Source organism: Azospirillum sp. SYSU D00513 (assembly GCF_017356015.1).
GTDB lineage: Bacteria > Pseudomonadota > Alphaproteobacteria > Azospirillales > Azospirillaceae > Azospirillum.
This window is the reverse complement of record NZ_JAFIQV010000042.1, coordinates 40,415-57,426: the sequence shown is the minus strand read 5'-3', so window position 1 is coordinate 57,426 and position 17,012 is coordinate 40,415. Positions and strand designations below refer to the sequence as shown.

Below are 17,012 nucleotides of genomic sequence, written 5' to 3'. Positions count from 1 at the left end.
GAGCCTCCGGTGACAACGGAGCCTCCCGTCACGACGGAGCCTCCGGTCACGACGGAACCGCCCGTGACGACCGAGCCGCCTGTCACGACGGAGCCGCCGGTCACGACGGAGCCCCCGGTCACCACGGAACCTCCCGTCACGACCGAGCCTCCGGTCACGACGGAGCCTCCGGTCACGACGGAGCCCCCGGTCACCACGGAACCTCCCGTCACGACGGAACCGCCCGCGACGACCGAGCCCCCGGTCACGACGGAGCCTCCGGTCACGACAGAACCGCCCGTGACGACCGAGCCTCCGGTCACAACGGAGCCTCCCGTCACGACCGAGCCCCCGGTCACGACGGAGCCCCCGGTGACGACGGAACCTCCCGTCACGACGGAGCCTCCGGTCACGACGGAGCCCCCGGTCACCACGGAACCTCCCGTCACGACCGAGCCTCCCGTCACGACCGAGCCTCCGGTCACGACAGAGCCGCCCGTCACGACAGAGCCTCCCGTCACGACAGAGCCGCCCGTCACGACAGAGCCTCCGGTCACGACGGAACCTCCGGTCACGACGGAGCCTCCGGTCACCACGGAGCCCCCGGTCACGACGCAACCGCCATCAGGAAATGGCGGTCAGGGTAATAATGGCTGGGGCAACGGCGACCAGTCCGCTCCAGGCAACTCTGGCGGCAACAACAACGCCGAGAATGGCGGCTCTGGGAACGGGAACGGGAACGGGAACGGCAATGGGAACGGCAATGGGAATGGGAACGGCAACGGGAACAACGGCTTTGGGAACGGTGACCAGACCGCGCCGGGCAACTCCGGCGGCAACAACAACGCCGAAAATGCCACCACCGCACCGCCAGCCACGACCGCTCCCCCGGTCGTGACCGAGCCGCCGTCCACTGGCAACGGCAACGGCAACGGCAACGGCAACAATGGCCATGGGAACGGTGACCAAACCGCACCTGGAAACTCAGGCGGCAACAACAACGCTGAAAACGCCACCTCCGAACCGCCGAGCACGACAGATGCCCCTGTCGTGACAGAGGCTCCGTCTGACGATGGCGGGAATGAGAATGGCAATGGCAACGGCAACAACGGTCATGGGAACGGTGACCAGTCCGCGCCCGGCAACTCAGGCGGCAACAACAACGCCGAGAACGCCACCACCGAACCGCCCGTCACGACGGCCGCCCCTGTCGTGACCGAGCCTCCGTCCGACGGCGGCGGGAATGGCAACGGCAACGGCAACGGCAACGGCAACGGCAACGGCAACGGCAACGGCAACGGCAACAATGGCCATGGGAACGGTGACCAGTCGGCACCCGGAAACTCGGGCAGCAACAACAACGCCGAAAACGCCACCACCCAACCGCCCGCGACGACCTCGCCGCCGGTCACGGTCCAACCGGGCAAGACTCTGACCGGGACCAACGGGAAGGACGATCTGTCCGGTGGCGAAGGTGCGGATACCATCGATGGAGGCAAGGGCGACGACACGCTGCGGGGCAATGGCGGGAACGACCATCTCACCGGTGGAGCCGGCGACGACACCATCCTCGGGGGCGCCGGCAACGACACCATCGCCAGCGGCGACGGTGACGACGTCCTGGATGGCGGTGCCGGCAGCGACCTCTTCGTCATGGGCCAGGTGACGGGCAACTCGGTGGTTCACGGCGGGTCGGGATCGGGCTGGATCGACGTGATCCAGGTCGATTTCAACCGCGGCCCCGGCGCGTCCGTCAAGAACGGCGGCTGGACGCTGGAGATCGAAGGGCAGACCTTCACCAGCGACCAGGAGCACGGGTCCTTCGACTTCGAGGACAAGTCGGGTACGATCCACACGCAGAAGGGATCGATCACCTTCGACGACATCGACAGGATCGAGTGGTGATGACGCCCCTCGCGGACTGGCCGCGCATCTTCGTCGGCATCGCGAGCTATCGCGATCCCGAGTGCCAATGGACGGTCAAGGATCTGTTCGCCAAGGCCCGTCATCCCGCCCGGGTCACGGTCGGGATGTGCCTGCAGCTCGTCCCCGGCGAGGACGACGACTGCCTGCGGGTCCAAACGCGCCCCGAACAGTGCCGCGTCATCCAGGTGCACGCCAAGGAAAGCAAGGGCGCCTGCTGGGCGCGCAGCAGGGTTCAGTCCCTGTGGCAGGGCGAGGAGTATGTCCTGCAGATCGACAGCCACATGCGCTTCGTCGACGGCTGGGACGAGCTGCTGCTCGCCATGCTGGACGAATGCCCCTCGCGGCGCGCGGTGCTGTCGACCTACCCCATGGCCTATGAGCCGCCCGACACGCTGGCGCCGCCGTCGGTCGTGACCATCGAGGCGAAGGCGTTCGATGCCCAGGGCATCGTCATGTTCAAGTCGCGGGGCGAGGCGCCGCGGGAGGATCCGCCGCCGCCGGCACCGGCCGCCTTCGTGGCGGCCGGCCTGCTGTTCGGCCCGAGCGGCATCATGGAGGAGGTTCCGTACGACCCGCACCTGTATTTCCAGGGCGAGGAGATCACCCTGGCGGCCCGCCTGTGGACCCATGGCTGGGACATCTTCACCCCGAACCGCCCGGTCGCGTGGCATGATTACACCAAGCGGCCGGCGCGTCCCCGCCATTGGGCCGACAACGGCGATTGGGGCAAGCGGAACGACCTGTCGCTTCGGCGCGTCCGCCATGTGCTGGGAATGGAAACCTCCAGGGATCCCGACGTGCTGCGCGACATCGAGCGGTACGGCCTGGGGCAGGCCCGGAGCCTGGACGCCTATGAACGGTTCAGCGGTCTCGATTTCACCGCGCGGCTGGTGCAGGGCAAGGCGGAGTGCCTGCCCGGCGACGCTCCCGATGCCGCCAACCAAGCCAAGAGCCGGAAGGATGTTTTCACCGCCATCTGGCAACAGAATGGCTGGCGCTGCCCGGAAAGCCGCAGCGGGACGGGGTCCACCCTCGCCGCGACCACCGTGCTGCGCCAGCGCCTGACCGCCCTGTTCGGCGCGTTGGACATCCGCATCCTGGTCGATGCCGGGTGCGGCGATCTCAACTGGATGCAGACCATCAGCGGCGACCTGCGGCTCTATCTGGGCTTCGACATCGTCGAAGGGCTGGTGGCGGAGCTGCGCGACCGCTTCCGCGACCGCCGGAGCCACGCCTTCGGCCAGGCCGATCTGGTGACCGATACGCTGCCGGAGGGCGACGCCATTCTCTGCCGCGATTGCCTGACGCACCTGCCTCCGGCGCAGGCGCTGTCGGCGCTCGCCCGCTTCAAGGCGAGCAAGTCACGCTACCTGATCGCCACGACCCACACCACGAACCGGAATCGCTGGGTGGCGACGGGCGGATGGCACCCCATGAACCTGACGGCCGCCCCTTTCAACCTGCCCGCCCCCATGCGGTTGCTGTCCGAGGAGCACAGCGGCACGACGAAGTCTCTGGGCGTCTGGAAACTGGACGAGGTCCAGATTTGAAGGACCGCGCGCCCGCAGCCCGACCTCCGAACCCGGTATAGGGCCGCGACTGCGCCCCCGCGCCCCATGGCGCGGAAGTCCTGACCACAGGTCAGGACTTCATGAAAATCGTACAAGGGCTTTGCCGGCCGGAATTCGGGAACTTCATGGAACGCCGTTGTTCCGGCCCGCCGCTGCCGCCGCTCCGCTTCGATCGGCTGCCTTCGATCAACGGGCTATTCCTTCATGCCCACTTCCCCGGCCGAGAACAGGTCGTAGAGGTTGACGCCACGCCGCCGTATCTCCTGCCGGATGAGGGTCCGGGTGAGTTGCAGGATGCCCTGCTCTTCCGTGGCTTTCGCGGACTGGATGGCGCTGAAGGTCAGCCGGTAGGCCTCCCGCAGCTCGTTGAGGTCGAGCGTCTGAAGGCGCGCCCGCGTCGTGGCCATGGGGCCGCGCCTCGCGGCGGTTGGAGCGATCGACTGGGCCTGCAATCGTTGAGTTTCGGCGCACACACGGCGGGTGTAGTCCTCAACCTTGCGTGCCTGTGAAATGACGCTTTCGGTACGATCTGGCATCCGCTCCTCCATATGGAATCATTGAACCATGAAGATGCGGCGACATGACACGCGTCCGAAGAGGTATGCCTTTGGATCAGTGAGCGGCGGGGCCGATGGAGACCGGCCCCCTGGACGCTTTCGTGTCCCGCTTTGAGCACACCTCGCCATGCCATGGAGCCGGAACGCCCCCGGAGCGGTGGCCTCCGGTCCTCCCGCAGTGACAGCGCCGGCCTTGGCTGGGCAATGCACCGGATGTGGCGATCACTTCGGCACGGTTCACCCCTGTGAGACGACCACCCATGCGGAATGCCCATCGCCCCAACTGATGCTTTCGGTTGGGGCATTTCCGTTTCGCAGGGCTTAGAAAATCAGGGACAGAAGGCCGATCACGACCAGAAGGCCAATCAGAAATATGACCCCGACCGTTCCGCCCAGAAACTTCAACATTTCCCGTCTCCTTCCTCAGCGTGGCGGCGCAAGACTCATGTGCCTTGCCCTTTCCACTCGAGGAAACCAACACCTCATAGACCAATCCATCACCAAAAAATGGCGGCACGCTGCTCCCAACCGTTCCGGGGGCGGCGTCGATCGAGGCTCAGGCAAGCGTGGTTCTGATGCAGCGTTCGCGGCGCCGGTCCGCCGGCCGAGGTGATCCGGTAGGCGGTGCGCCGGGCCTGCGATTCCCGATCAGCTGCCGCGACCTTGAACGTGTGCTTGGCTTCAAGGACTTCCAAAGCGCTCGTCGGACGATCCCCGGCGGCGGGATCGTGGCCATGAGCCGCAAAGGGCAGGTCCGGGCCGTTCCCGCCAACGACATGCCGGTACAGGCGGCGTTGTCCGCCGGCCTGTTCGGCGTCGCCGCCTGGCCCTCCTCAAGCGTGCGCCTTCGGCCGAACTCTGCACAGGAAGCGGTCAGAGGCCGCGGTTGTCGGCTTCGCTGTTGAGGCGATCCGCCCACACGATCGCAACCACCTTGGACAACCCGGTCAACGAGAGGCCTTTCGCCTGCGCATTGTCGTTGGAAACACGATCAATAACGCTCCAGCTTTTCTTCTTTGCGTCGTGAAGGACCGCATATCGGCTAGAAATGCTCATCCGATCGCCCCATTGAAAAATGGTTTCTGCTGAGATCTTAGCTACATGCGAGATGTTAATGGATGATTACCATTTCCAATCGTCGCTTCGATTGATGCATGCAGGGATATTTTTTAAGGCGTAATCTTGTGGACGACTTGCTTTTTCTTGAAGCTGAGGTTGGCGTGGCGAGCGCGACAGCCGATGCATGGGGGAGCGGCGTTCCCACGCCAAATCAGCACGAAGAACGGGACCTCAGCCAAGATCCCGATGCGGAACTCAGAAGAATGCAGGGATTTTTCCTTTCCCCATTGCTCAGGCGTGCCTGCAGGAGACGCGGGCGACCGCCTACGTCTCGCTGGCGCAAGGGGAGGAATGCGTCGTGATCATGGTTGCCGAGCACGACGAAGCGCTGCTGCGGGTCGGGCACCGGTTCGGCAGCCGCCATCCGCTGACGCTCTGTGCCGCCGGCGTCACCAGCGCCATCCATTCGCCGGACCGGCCCCGCACCGGTTTCGAGGCCTGCATCGGCGTCGTGGCGATGGACGACCTGAACACGGAGGTCGCCATCGCCGCCGTCATGTCCGCCGCCGGAAGGCTCGCGGTGCTGACGCAGCCCTGACGGCGCGCACCGTTCAGGCCGCCGGGCGAACCCGGTCGGGATGGGCCGCCGCCACCTCCGGAAGCGCTTCCAGGGCCGCCATCACCGCGCCGACCCGCCTCAGATCCTCGACCGGCACCTGCCAGCGCCGCGCGTTGTAGATCTGGGGCACGAGACAGAGGTCGGCGATGGACACCGCATCGCCATGACAGAAGCCACCGGTCGCCGGGCTGTCCAGCAACGCCTCGACGGCTTCCAGGCCGGGGCGGATGAAACGCCGCATCCACTGGGCGGCGCCATCCTCCCCGCCGATCAGCGAGGCCGCGTATCTGGAAACGGACATGTTGCAGACCGGGTGGATGTCCATCGCGACGGCATGGGCGAGCGCCCGCACGCGCTGGCGGCCCTCCGAATCGGCCGGAAGAAGGGGCGGCGCGGGCCGCGTCTCGTCCAGATATTCGATGATGGCCAGCGACTGCGTCATCATGCGGCCATCGATCTCCAGCGCCGGCACCAGCCCCTGGGGATTGCGCGCGAGGTGGGCCGCGCCACGGTGCTCGCCCTCCAGCAGGTTCACCGGCACGCTGTCGTAGGCGACGCCCTTCAGGTTCAACGCCATGCGGACCCGGTAGGCCGCCGACGAACGCCAGTAATCGTAAAGGATCGTGGCCATGAAAGCGCCCTCCCGCGACACGGCGGCCGTGCTTTCCGGACGCCCTTGGATGGAAGGCGATCCTCACACGGAGTTCGTCTCATCCGCAACAGGATGGCCTGATGCGGCAATGACCTGGCGCATTGCCCGCCGGCCGGTCAGCCGTCCGCTTCCTCCGTGGGAGCCGTCGCCGCGGTGCGGGCGAGCAGCCGGTCCAGCACCCGCCGGAAGGCCGCCAGATCCTCGGCCGGCAGGCCGGACAGCAGTTCCGATTCATAGGCGACGGCGAGCGGCGCTATGTCCTCGAACATGCGGCGGCCCTTACGGGTCAGCGACAGCCGAACCAGCCGCCGGTCGCTCGCGTTGGCCTTCTTCTCGATGATCCCCGCCTGCTCCAGACGGGCGGCGGCGCGGCTCACCTTCGACTTGTCCATGTCCACGCGCCGGCGGATCTCCCGCACGGACACCTCCCGGTTCCGGGCGAGATGGGCGATCACCCGCCACTCGGCGATGGAGATGCCGAAGCGCTCCTCATAGACGGCGGCGAGTTCGCGGCTGACGCGGCCGGCCAGGACGTTGATGAGGTAGGGAAGGAACCCGTCGAGGTCCAGGGAGGGGCCGTTCGCGGTCATCGCCATTGACAGTCTTTGCAATTGAGATGATATCCTCCGCAGGGCCGGCCGGCAAGGCAAGCGCTCATCGGCCCCTACGGTCCGGCCAGCCAGTCCGGCCGATCACATCCGGTCAAGCGCCTCCAGGGAGGAGACGATGACCCTTCGCTACATGCCTGGTTTCGGCAACGACTTCGAAACCGAGGCGCTTCCGGGCGCCCTGCCGCAGGGGCAGAACTCGCCCCAGCGCTGCGCCTATGGGCTTTACGCCGAGCAGCTGTCCGGGTCCCCCTTCACGGCGCCGCGCGGCACCAACGAGCGCTCCTGGCTCTACCGCATGCGCCCGTCGGTCCGGCATGTCGGCCGTTTCCACCGGATCGAGCTGCCCTTCTGGAAGACCGCTCCGCACATCGTCGACCATGACCTGGCGCTCGGCCCCCTGCGCTGGAGCCCGGTGCCGATCCCGGACGAGGAGCTGACCTTCCTGTCCGGCCTGCGCACCGTCACCACGGCCGGCGACGTCCACACCCAGGTCGGCATGGCGGTGCATCTCTACTTCGTCACCGCGCCGATGCTGGACGAGTATTTCCTCAACGCCGACGGCGAGCTGCTGATCGTGCCCGAGGCCGGGCGGCTGCTGATCTTCACCGAGCTGGGCAAGCTGGAGGCCGGGGCCGGCGACATCGCCGTCGTCCCGCGCGGCATGAAGTTCAAGGTGGAGCCGGTCGGCGGGCCGTCGCGCGGCTATGTCTGCGAGAATTACGGCGCCAAGTTCACCCTGCCCGAGCGCGGCCCCATCGGCGCCAACTGCCTCGCCAACCCGCGCGACTTCAAGACGCCAGTCGCCGCCTACGAGGGGAAGGAGACACCCTGCCGGCTGGTCGTGAAGTGGTGCGGGCGCTTCCAGGAGACGGAGATCGGCCATTCGCCGCTCGACGTCGTCGCCTGGCACGGCAACTACACGCCCTACAAGTATGATTTGCGGACCTTCTCGCCCGTCGGCGCCATCCTGTTCGACCATCCCGACCCGTCGATCTTCACCGTGCTGACCGCGCCCTCGGGCGAGGCCGGGACCGCCAACATCGATTTCGTCATCTTCCCCGAACGCTGGATGGTGGCCGAACACAGCTTCCGCCCGCCCTGGTACCACATGAACATCATGTCGGAGTTCATGGGGCTGATCTACGGCAAGTACGACGCCAAGGAGGAGGGCTTCGCCCCCGGCGGCATGAGCCTGCACAACTGCATGCTGCCACACGGGCCGGACGCCGACGCCTTCGCCAAGGCAAGCACGGCGGAGCTGAAGCCGGTGAAGCTCACCGACACGCTGGCCTTCATGTTCGAGACGCGCTTCCCGCAGCAGCTGACCGAGTTCGCCGCCAGCCTGCCGACCCTGCAGGAGGGCTATGCCGAATGCTGGTCCGGCATCGAGAAGCGCTTCGACGGCACGCCCGGCCTGAAGTGACGGTCGACGGAAACAGGACGGCCATTTTCGGCATCGCGATGCAGGCGGCGGGCAGAACCGTTCCGCAGCGCCGAAAGCCGTTCTGGCGCGGCATCATTCCCAGCACCGGATGCCAGGCCCGCGTCTTGCTCTTTCAAATTTGAAAGCCGCCGAATTCGGAAAGCACGGGGGCTCCGCCCTACTCCCCTTCCGCCACGGCCGCGAGCAGCCAGTCGCGGAAGGCCCGGATCTTCGGCGAGCGGCGGCGCGCCTCCGGATAAACCAGCCAGTAGCTGGCGTCCGGGCTGTGGACCAGCGGGAAGGGCTGGACCAGACGCCCGCTCGCCAGCTCCTCGGGGAAGAAGGCGGGCGACAGGATGGCGACGCCCTGCCCCGCCATGGCGAGGCTGGCCCCGAACTGCTGCGTGCCGACGCGGATGTCCGGCCGCCGCGACAGGTCGGGCGCCGCGACGCCGGCCGCCGCGAACCATTCCGCCCACCAAGGATCGTCCGGGTCGATCAGCGGCAGCCGCAGCAGATCCGCCGGTTCCGTCAGCGGGCCGCAGCGCTCCAGCAGCGCCGGCCCCAGCACCGGCGTGTAGCGGATCGGCCGCAGCCGGTGGGCGGCGAGACCGGGCCAGGACCCGCCCCCGCTGCGGATCCCGACGTCCACCTCCTCCCGCGTGAAATCGACGAGCCGCCCGGTCACGTCGAGCCGCACCGCGATCCGGGGATGGGACATCTGGAAGGAGCCCAGCCGCGGCACCAGCCAGTGCGAGGCGAAGGTGTTGACCGCGCTGACCGTCAGCACGCCCTCCGCCGACTGCCCGACATCCTCGAAGGCGGCGCGCAAGCTCTCGAAGGCCTCCGTCACCGCCGGCGCCAGCCGCCGCCCGGCCTCGGTCAGCGCCACCCCGCGCGCCCGCCGCAGGAACAACGGCCCGCAGCGCTCCTCCAGCAGCTTGATCTGGTAGCTGACGGCGGCCTGCGTCATGCCCAGCTCCTCCGCCGCGCGCGTGAAGCTCTGGTGACGGGCCGCGGCCTCGAAGCAGCGGATGGCGGACAGGGGCGGGAGGGGCATGGCGACCTATAAGCTGGCCTTATGCTAACCCCCGGAGCTTTCGTTGTACAGCCGGCGCCCGGCGGTCCAAGTCAATGCGGAGCGATCAACCAGCCTTGAGGGACGGACGCCATGACCCACATCGACCGCATCGCCACGCCGGCCGCCGCACGGCCCTCCCTGCGCGACCGGCTTTCCCGCCTGCTGCGCTGGCCGGCCGGTTGGCCGGGCCGGCGCGCGGCCTATCTGGAGCCGGAGGACCTGAACGCGCATCTGCTGCGCGATCTGGGGTTCATCGACGGGCGGGACGTGCCGGGACGGGATGGGGGGTGGAGGTAAGAGCAAGGCGTTGAAATCCCGCCGGATATCACCCCCACCCTATTCACGGCCCAAGAAGCGTTACCTTGATTTTGACCCCGTAATCCGGTTACGGTGACCGCCCGGTCAGCCGCTGCCGGTGGAGGTTCTCGTGACCGATAGGACCGCAAGTTCGCGTGTGCAGCGCTATCGTCTGGCGCAGAAGGACAGCCGGGGCATTCAACGCGTGGAGGTTCAAGTTCCAGAGGTGTCTCGGGACGACTTGAAGGCAACCGCTGAGCGTTATCGCAGTGCCCAGGAGAAAGGCTCCCGAGCGGACCGCCATTTCGATTTTGTTCTCGGAACGATTAACGCGCCCCGTCCATTTCCGATCAGCCGGGAAAAATTAATTCAGTGTTTGCTCACGGACCGGCCCAAGCAGGAATGGCGGCCTCATATCGAAGCATTCTTCGACGAGTTGTCCGTGGAATCAATTCATGATCTCGTGTTGGCCGGGGTCTTCGGTTTCGAAGAGCTGTATAGGGCGGCAAGGAATTGGAGGGTGACTGATGGCAGAGCCGTCCCATGGATCAGAGAAATGGCGGACCTCTCATTGGCAAGGCCTCCTGAGGGATTCCATTAGGCTTATCGAATCATTGAAGGAAGAGCCGGTATGGACATTCGGCGGCGGCACGGCTTTGGCCGTACATCTCGATCACCGCATCAGTTATGATATCGACATTTTCGTTAAGGATTCAGACGTCCTAAGAGACCTCGCACCAGCACGAAACCCTCTTACCAAGCAGCTGCTCGGCAATAGAAAATTCGAATATCCAGGACAGTACCTGAAGCTCCGCATGGATGAAGGTGAGATTGATTTTATCGTTGCGGGCAGACGTACGGATGATCCTTCCTCACCATGGACCTTCGAGGGAAGGACCATAAGGTTGGAGAATCCTTGGGAGATCGCGGTCAAAAAAATCTTTTACCGGCCTTCGACGTTCAAAGTGCGCGATGTTTTCGACCTCGCCGCCGTCTTGGAGCATCATCGCGACCCGCTTTGGTCCGCTCTGTCCGAGGTTGAGGATAAGCTCGACAAGGTGATCGACCGGGTTTCGCGTATCGTGCCGCAATATCGGACTCTGGTTGCCGATGACATCACCCCGACCGAGAAAGGGCGCCGCTACATGCACGAGGATTCCCCAAGAGCGGTTCTTGCTTTTCTTTACGAGCGAAAATCAGAAACGAACCAGAACACTTGAGCAAAAATTGAGAAAGCAATTCGGCGGCGGTGATTTGCAACGCTTGAATCTCCATTCATCCACGCCAAAGCGCCTATCGCTGCGGTCCGACAACATTGCCCTTTGTTGGCGCAAGTAAGCGGCCAGCAAGCCGCTTACCTTATCCGAACATGCTCGGAACTTCCCTCGCTTACGAGGAACCCGGACCCGGCGTGCTGATGCTGCCGTGCAGGTCGCCGGTGCCGCCGGCACCGGTCTTCGGGTTCATGCCGCCGGGCTGGAGGCCGCTGTTGAGGCCGGAGGAGCCGGTGGAGGGCGGGGTGCCCCCGGCCGGGCCGCCTTCGGCCTGGGCCGTGTCGGCGGGACCGCGCTCGGCGGCGCCCGCCGGGCCGGTGCCGGTCCCGGAGCCCTGCGCGGCGGGGGAATGGGAGGTGTCGGCGCGGGCGAGCCGCTCGCGCGTCTCCTCAAGGTTCTTGGGGTCGATGTCGTTCGGCTCGGCCATGGCGGCGTGTCCCGTCGGTGATTGGTTTCCCCTGCAACATGCCCGGTCGTGGCGCGGTTCCCTGCGGGCGCCGCCAGCCGGCGGGAGCTTTGCCCGGCGGCCCTGTTGACCGGGGACAACAACGGATCGCCGAAGCCATGCCCCACGCCGTCCTCCTGGGAGATTCCATTTTCGACAACGCCGCCTATGTCGGCGGCGGCCCGGACGTTATCCGCCACCTGCGCCAGCGCCTACCGGCGGAATGGCAGGCGACGCTCTGCGCCGTGGACGGCGCCGTCACCAACGGCGTCGCGCGCCAGCTCGACCGGATTCCCGCCGACGCCAGCCACCTCGTCGTCAGCGTCGGCGGCAACGACGCGCTGGGCTATTCCAGCGTGCTGGAGGAGGGGGCGCGCTCCGTCGCCGGGGCGGTCAACCTGCTGGCCGACATCCGGGAGCGCTTCCAGCGCGACTACCGCGCGATGGTCGAGGCCGTGCTGGCGCGCCGGCTTCCCACCGCGCTCTGCACCGTCTACGACGCCCGCTACCCGGACCCGCTGCGGCACCGGCTGGTGGTCACCGGGCTGACGGTCTTCAACGACGTCATCACGCGCGAGGCCTTCGCGCGCGGCTTGCCGCTGCTCGACCTGCGGCTGATCTGCGACGAAGCCGAAGACTACGCCAACCCCATCGAGCCGTCGGTCCAGGGTGGCGGCAAGATCGCCGCATCCATTGTGGAGCTCGTCACGGCGCCCTGGCCGCAGACCCATTCGGTGGTGATCGCCCGGTGACTTGGAAACGACCCATGGCTATGGTGGCCGGGCAAGGGCATGCGGCGGAAGGCTGACCATAGGCGGGCTATCTTCCCGGCGGGCTTGTGGTAAGACACTATCCTTCCGAATGTCCCGCGGTCACATCGGCCCTTCCGCATGATCCTCCCGAGACGCACGACCAGCCTTCAACACCGCGCCGAGGTGGCCCGCGCCGGAGAGGCGGCATGAGGGACGGGCAGGAGGCCGCCGGCCCGGCCGGCGGCGGAGCGGCCGCGCTGATCGCGGCGCAGGACTGGTCGGCCTCGCCGCTCGGCCCGCCGGAGGGCTGGCCGCAGAGCCTGCGCGCGGTGGTCGAGCTGGTGCTCAGCTCCCGGCAGGCCATGTTCGTCGCCTGGGGGCCGGACCTCGCCTTCGTCTACAACGACGCCTACGCGCCCATCTTCGGCGAGCGGCGGCCGGCCGCGATGGGGCTGCCCTTCGCGCAGGTCTGGGCCGACATCTGGGAGCAGATCCTGCCCCTGGTGGAACGCACGCTCGCCGGGGAGGCCTCCTGGTACGAGGACCTGCTGATCCCCATGGCGCGCCGGGGCTTCCGCGAGGAGGCCTGGTTCACCTTCTCCTACACGCCCGTCCGCGACGAGAGCGGCCGGGTGGCCGGTATGTTCTGCGCTGCGTCGGAGACGACGGAGAAGGTGCTCGGCGAGCGGCGAGCGGCCTTCCACCTGGAGCTGGAGGAAAAACTCCGCGGTCTCGCCGAGCCCGACGACATCGTCGCCGCGGCGGAGGAGGCGCTCGGCCGCGCGCTCGCCACGAGCCGCGTCGGCTACGGCGTGGTGGACGAGGGTGCCCGCTACTTCACCACCACCCGCAACTGGACCGACGGCACGGTCGCCTCGCACGTTGGCACGCACGACCTGGAGGCCTTTGGGCCGGAGATCCTCGCCGCCCTGCGGCAGGGCCGCCCGGTCGTCGTCCACGACGCCGCCACCGATCCGCAGACCGCCTCGGCGGAGCATCAGGCCGCCTTCGCCGCGCTGGAGATGGCGGCCGTCATCACGGCGAGCCTCGTGAAGAACGGCCGCATGGTCGCGGCGCTCTACGTCCACAACCGCACGGCCCGGCGCTGGCGGCCGGACGAGATCGAGCTGGTGCGCGAGGTCGCCGAGCGGACCTGGTCCGCCGTCGAGCGCGCGCGGGCGGAACTGTCGCTGCGACGCGCCAACGAGGCGCTGGCCGAGGCCAACCGCGCGCTCCAGGCGGAGCGGGAGGCGGTCAGGGCCGCCAACGCCCGGCTGGCCGCCGAGGGGGACCGGCTGCGCGACCTCTTCCGCCAGGCGCCGGGCTTCATGTGCGTGCTGCGCGGCCCCGACCATGCGTTCGAGATGACCAACGACGCCTACCAGGAGCATGTCGGCCGGCGCGACATACTGGGCAAGCCGATCATGCAGGCGCTGCCGGAGTTGGAGGAACAGGGCTTCATCGAGCTGCTGGACCGGGTCCGCGCGACGGGCGAGCCCTTCGTCGGGCACGGCGTCTCCTCCCGGCTGCGGCGCCGGGACGGCGGCCCGCTGGAGCAGCGCTGGGTGGATTTCGTCTACCAGCCCATCCGCGACGCCGAAGGACGGGTGACGGCCATCTTCGTCGCCGGCAACGACATCACCGAGGCGCGCCGCGCCGTGGAGGCCCTGCGCGCCAGCGAGGAGCGGCTGCGCATCGCGCAGGAGGCCGGCGGCATCGGCACCTTCGAGCTGCGCAACGACGGCATGCTCGCCGTGTCGGCGGAGTTCTGCCGCCTCTGGGGCATCCCGCCCCGCCCCCTGGTCCCGCTGCCGGAACTGGCGGCGATCATCCATCCCGAAGACCGGCCGCGCCTGAACACGCTGAGCCCCGGAGCGGTGCCGACCGGCGGGCTGGGCTATGTCGAGTACCGCATCCGGCGGCCCATCGACGGGGAGCTGCGCTGGGTGGCGCGGCAGGGCCAATCCGTGCCGGAGGACGCCGGCGGCCCCGCCCGCGTCTTCGGCGTCTGCTACGACATCACCGACCGCAAGCGGGCCGAGGATGCGCTTCTGGACCTCAACGCCACGCTGGAGCGGCGCGTCGCCGAGCGCACGGCCGAACGCGACCGCATGTGGCGGCTCTCCACCGACATCATGCTGGTGGCGCGCTTCGACGGCAGCGTCACGGCGACGAACCCGGCCTGGACCGCCCTGCTCGGCTGGCAGGAGGGAGAGCTGATCGGCACCAGCTTCCTGGATCTGGTCCATCCGGACGATCGCGCGGCGACGCTGGCGGAAGTTGGCCAGCTGTCCAAGAACCTGTCCACGATGCGCTTCGAGAACCGCTACCTCCACAAGGACGGGTCCTACCGCTGGATCTCCTGGATCGCGGTGCCGGAGGAGGGCTTCATCCACGCGGTCGGCCGCGACGTCACCGCGCGCCGCGAGGCGGACGCCGCCCTGCGGCAGGCGGAGGACCAGCTCCGCCAGGCGCAGAAGATGGAGGCCGTCGGCCAGCTCACCGGAGGGGTGGCGCACGACTTCAACAACCTGCTCCAGGCCCTGGGCGGCTGCCTGACCATGATCGGCCGGCGCACGGACGAGCCGCGCATCCGCCCGCTGCTCGACGCGGGCCAGCAGGCGGTGGACCGGGGCGCCAAGCTGGTCCAGCAGCTCATGGCCTTCGCCCGGCGCGACAGCCTGCGGCCGGAGCCGATCGACGTGCGCGACCGGGTGCTAGGCATGTCGGGCCTTCTGGAACGCGCCCTGCGCGCCGACATCCGGCTGGAGACGCGCTTCGGCCCCGGCCTGTGGCCGGTGGAGCTGGACCCGACGCAGTTCGAGCTGGCGCTGATCAACCTCGCTGTGAACGCGCGCGACGCCATGCCCGGCGGCGGGCGCCTGACGGTCGAGGCCGGGAACGTGACGCTGGAGGCCGGTGATCCGTCCGGGCTGGAGGGCGAGTTCGTGCGGCTGTCCGTGGCCGACACCGGCACCGGCATGCCCGCCGAGGTGCGCGCCCGCGCCTTCGACCCCTTCTTCACCACCAAGGAGGTCGGCAAGGGCAGCGGCCTCGGCCTCGCCCAGGTCTACGGCCTCGCCCGGCAGGCCGGCGGCACCGCCTGGATCGACAGCGAGGAGGGACGGGGCACGACCATCGCCCTCCTGCTGCGCCGCTCTCATACCCTGCCCAAGCTGGCCCTGCCCAAGCTGGCCGAGGAGTCCGGCCACAGCGGGCCGGCGGCGGGCTGTGGCGGCCGGCTGCTCCTCGTGGAGGACGACCCCGTCGTGGCCTCCACCGTCGCCGCCGCGCTGGAGGACGCCGGCTGGCGGGTGACGCGGGCGGCCAACGCCGACGAGGCGCTGGCGGCACTCGAGGCGGGGGTCGCGGCGGGAAGCGTCGACGTGCTGTTCAGCGACGTGGTCATGCCCGGCAGCATGAGCGGGGTGGATCTGGCCCGCGAGGTCCGGCGCCTCTACCCCGGACTGCCGGTGATCCTCGCCACCGGCTACAGCGAGGAGATCGCCCGCGCCACGGGGGTCCAGGTGCTCGCCAAGCCCTACCGCATCGACGACCTGATCCGGCTGCTCGACTCCGTGCTGGCCGACACGGCGGCCGACCGCGAGAAGGCCTGAAATTCCAGCAGGCAGGCGAGCGCGACCCAGAGGCCGCCGACCCAGCCGAGGTCCCGGACGCCGCCGAAGCCCAGCACCAGCGACCCGGCCGCCGCCCCCACCGAAAAGCCGAAATAGTGGAAGGACGCGTTCACGGACAGGATGATCGGCGCGCCCTGCGGGCCGACGGCGGCGATCAGCCGCGCCTGCTGCGCCGGGTAGAAGGCCCAGGCCGCGAAGCCCCAGGCCAGGATGCCGGCGAGCACGGGCAGGAGCGCCAGGGAGGGCGGCACGACATGGGCGGTCAGGGACAGGCTCGCCAGCGCGGCGGCCGTCAGGGGCAGCGTGGCCCTCACGACGCGCCGGCTGCCCAGCCGGTCCGCCGCCCGCCCGCCGAAGGTCAGCCCGGCGAAGGCAGCCAGCCCCCAGGCGAAGAGGGCGAAGCCGACGGCCGCCCCGTCCAGCCCCGTGGCCTCCCGCAGGTAGGAGGCGATGTAGGGATAGACGGTGAAGGGACCCATGGCCCACAGGGCGGTGATGGCGAGCGGGCGGCGGACGGCCGGGTTCTTCAAGGCCGCCAGCCGCGCGCCGAGGCTGGCGACGGGCGCCGCGACCTCCATCGACCGCGGCAGCCCGACGAGAAGGCCGATGACCGCGGCGACGGCCAGCGCCGCGACCGCCGCGAAGGTCATCCGCCAACCGAGGCTGTTGCCGACGAGCGCGCCCAGGGGCACGCCGAAGACGATGGCGAGGCTCAGCCCGCTCGTCACGATGGACAGGGCGCGCCCGCGCTCCTCCGGCCCGACCAGCGTGCCGGCCAGCGCGTTGGCGTTGGGGACGAACAGCCCAGCCGCCATGGCGAGCAGGACGCGCGCCACCAGCAGGCCGGCGTAGCCGCTCGCCATAGCGGCCACGATGTTCGCGAGCACGAAGGCGGTCATGGTGCCGATCAGCAGCAGGCGCCGGCTCAGCCCGCCCGTCGCGGCGGTGAGGATCGGGGAGCTGGCCGCGTAGGTCAGCGCGAAGACGGAGACGAGCTGGCCGGCGGCCTGCTCGCTGACCGACAGGTCGGCCGCGATCTCCGGCAGGATCGCCGCGATCATGAAGCTCTCGGTGCCCACGGCGAAGGAGCCGAGGGCCATCCAATAGAGCGGGACCTTGGAGGACATG

Annotated in this window: 17 protein-coding genes; 8 read left to right on the top strand and 9 right to left on the bottom strand. The window is 68.4% G+C overall.

From position 1 onward, the window contains the following. Together JUB11_RS25410 and JUB11_RS25405 are read right to left on the bottom strand one after the other, a co-directional pair. Window positions 1–590, bottom strand: a 590-nt coding sequence (locus JUB11_RS25410; protein WP_207461588.1) for a hypothetical protein, incomplete at its 3' end; no start/stop codon positions are given. Window positions 591–603: 13 nt separating this feature from the next. Then, on the bottom strand, window positions 604–933 hold the full coding sequence (locus JUB11_RS25405; protein WP_207461587.1) for a hypothetical protein: 330 nt from the start codon (window positions 931–933) through the stop codon (window positions 604–606). Between the two features lie 96 nt (window positions 934–1,029). On the opposite strand from JUB11_RS25405, the gene JUB11_RS25400 reads away from it, so the two are divergent. Both JUB11_RS25400 and JUB11_RS25395 read left to right on the top strand, forming a co-directional pair. Beyond that, window positions 1,030–1,884, top strand: a complete 855-nt coding sequence (locus tag JUB11_RS25400) for a hypothetical protein (RefSeq protein ID WP_207461586.1) — start codon at window positions 1,030–1,032, stop codon at window positions 1,882–1,884. Next, window positions 1,884–3,455: a GlcNAc-transferase family protein gene (locus tag JUB11_RS25395; protein ID WP_207461585.1), complete on the top strand. Its 1,572-nt coding sequence runs from the start codon at window positions 1,884–1,886 to the stop codon at window positions 3,453–3,455. The genes JUB11_RS25400 and JUB11_RS25395 overlap by 1 nt, the downstream gene beginning before the upstream one ends. A 215-nt stretch (window positions 3,456–3,670) precedes the next feature. Here the strand turns inward: JUB11_RS25395 and JUB11_RS25390 are convergent, their stop codons facing one another. Both JUB11_RS25390 and JUB11_RS25385 read right to left on the bottom strand, forming a co-directional pair. Beyond that, the gene (locus JUB11_RS25390; RefSeq protein WP_207461584.1) at window positions 3,671–3,883 is read right to left on the bottom strand and encodes a hypothetical protein; all 213 of its coding nucleotides are present in this window, start codon (window positions 3,881–3,883) and stop codon (window positions 3,671–3,673) included. 1,023 nt (window positions 3,884–4,906) lie between these two features. Then, window positions 4,907–5,089 carry a hypothetical protein gene (locus tag JUB11_RS25385; protein WP_207461583.1) on the bottom strand — a complete coding sequence of 61 codons (183 nt, stop codon included), beginning with the start codon at window positions 5,087–5,089 and terminating at the stop codon, window positions 4,907–4,909. Window positions 5,090–5,450: 361 nt separating this feature from the next. Between JUB11_RS25385 and JUB11_RS25380 the strand changes: the two genes are divergently transcribed. Further along, entirely contained in the window at window positions 5,451–5,690 is a 240-nt protein-coding gene (locus JUB11_RS25380; RefSeq protein ID WP_207461582.1) for a hypothetical protein, read from the top strand. A gap of 13 nt (window positions 5,691–5,703) precedes the next feature. On the opposite strand, the gene maiA is transcribed toward JUB11_RS25380, so the two are convergent. Beyond that, window positions 5,704–6,342: a maleylacetoacetate isomerase gene (maiA, locus tag JUB11_RS25375; protein WP_207461581.1), complete on the bottom strand. Its 639-nt coding sequence runs from the start codon at window positions 6,340–6,342 to the stop codon at window positions 5,704–5,706. A 137-nt stretch (window positions 6,343–6,479) separates the two neighbouring features. Next, window positions 6,480–6,959 carry a MarR family transcriptional regulator gene (locus JUB11_RS25370; RefSeq protein ID WP_207461580.1) on the bottom strand — a complete coding sequence of 160 codons (480 nt, stop codon included), beginning with the start codon at window positions 6,957–6,959 and terminating at the stop codon, window positions 6,480–6,482. A 130-nt stretch (window positions 6,960–7,089) separates the two neighbouring features. On the opposite strand from JUB11_RS25370, the gene hmgA reads away from it, so the two are divergent. Continuing rightward, entirely contained in the window at window positions 7,090–8,397 is a 1,308-nt protein-coding gene (gene hmgA, locus JUB11_RS25365) for a homogentisate 1,2-dioxygenase (protein ID WP_207461579.1), read from the top strand. Between the two features lie 178 nt (window positions 8,398–8,575). On the opposite strand, the gene JUB11_RS25360 is transcribed toward hmgA, so the two are convergent. Beyond that, window positions 8,576–9,457, bottom strand: a complete 882-nt coding sequence (locus JUB11_RS25360; protein WP_207461578.1) for a LysR substrate-binding domain-containing protein — start codon at window positions 9,455–9,457, stop codon at window positions 8,576–8,578. Between the two features lie 111 nt (window positions 9,458–9,568). On the opposite strand from JUB11_RS25360, the gene JUB11_RS25355 reads away from it, so the two are divergent. Further along, entirely contained in the window at window positions 9,569–9,775 is a 207-nt protein-coding gene (locus JUB11_RS25355) for a hypothetical protein (protein WP_207461577.1), read from the top strand. A gap of 527 nt (window positions 9,776–10,302) precedes the next feature. Next, complete coding sequence (locus tag JUB11_RS25350) at window positions 10,303–10,995, top strand: nucleotidyl transferase AbiEii/AbiGii toxin family protein (protein ID WP_207461576.1); 693 nt, start codon at window positions 10,303–10,305, stop codon at window positions 10,993–10,995. A 169-nt stretch (window positions 10,996–11,164) separates the two neighbouring features. Here the strand turns inward: JUB11_RS25350 and JUB11_RS25345 are convergent, their stop codons facing one another. Beyond that, window positions 11,165–11,476, bottom strand: coding sequence for a hypothetical protein (locus JUB11_RS25345; protein WP_207461575.1), 312 nt, complete (start codon window positions 11,474–11,476; stop codon window positions 11,165–11,167). A 137-nt stretch (window positions 11,477–11,613) separates the two neighbouring features. Here JUB11_RS25345 and JUB11_RS25340 point away from each other — a divergent pair, with 137 nt between their 5' ends. Both JUB11_RS25340 and JUB11_RS25335 read left to right on the top strand, forming a co-directional pair. After that, window positions 11,614–12,246, top strand: coding sequence for an SGNH/GDSL hydrolase family protein (locus JUB11_RS25340; protein WP_207461574.1), 633 nt, complete (start codon window positions 11,614–11,616; stop codon window positions 12,244–12,246). A gap of 206 nt (window positions 12,247–12,452) precedes the next feature. Then, window positions 12,453–15,863: a PAS domain S-box protein gene (locus JUB11_RS25335; protein ID WP_207461573.1), complete on the top strand. Its 3,411-nt coding sequence runs from the start codon at window positions 12,453–12,455 to the stop codon at window positions 15,861–15,863. Here the strand turns inward: JUB11_RS25335 and JUB11_RS25330 are convergent. After that, entirely contained in the window at window positions 15,788–17,011 is a 1,224-nt protein-coding gene (locus JUB11_RS25330; RefSeq protein ID WP_207461572.1) for an MFS transporter, read from the bottom strand. The genes JUB11_RS25335 and JUB11_RS25330 overlap by 76 nt on opposite strands. Window position 17,012 lies beyond the last annotated feature (1 nt).